Below are 595 nucleotides of genomic sequence, written 5' to 3' on the forward strand. Positions count from 1 at the left end.
TCGACATACGAATATCAATCGACTGGCCACGAACTTTGATGTTGAAGCGACCATCTTGCGGCAGACGCTTCTCAGAAATATCCAAGTGCGCCATCAACTTAAGGCGTAATACCAATGCAGAAGCGATGTTCACTTCGTTCAGAATGGTTTCATGCAGCACACCATCGACACGCTGGCGTAAACGCAAGACTTTATCGTCTGGTTCGATATGGATATCCGATGCACCAACTTGCACCGCGTCTTCAAACATCGAATTAACCAGTTTTACAACGGTGACTTCTTCACTGTCGGCTTCATCGATGCCATAGTCAAAGCTTTGTACGTCTTGGTGCTCGGCTTGTAACTGCTCAGCAAAGGACGCGATCTCTTTGGTACGGCGGTAGTAACGGTCGAAACTGCTGATCAACTGACGCTCAGAGGCAATGATGAACTCAAGGTTGTACTCACCTAGCAAGTTCATTAAAGACTCTTGGGTAAACAGATCCGCCGGATCACTCATCGCAACACGTAAAGTGTCACCATTACGAGCCACCACCATTGCACGTAAACGACGAGCATGCACTTCTGGCAGTATTTGCACCGCATCCGCATCCAC

Annotated in this window: 1 protein-coding gene; it reads right to left on the bottom strand. The window is 48.2% G+C overall.

Annotation, left to right across the window (positions count from 1 at the left end; translation table 11 throughout):
• Window positions 1–595, bottom strand: a 595-nt coding sequence (locus R7E78_RS28445) for a GspE/PulE family protein (protein WP_318058923.1), incomplete at both ends; no start/stop codon positions are given.

The sequence above is a fragment of the Vibrio sp. YT-19(2023) genome (assembly GCF_033337395.1).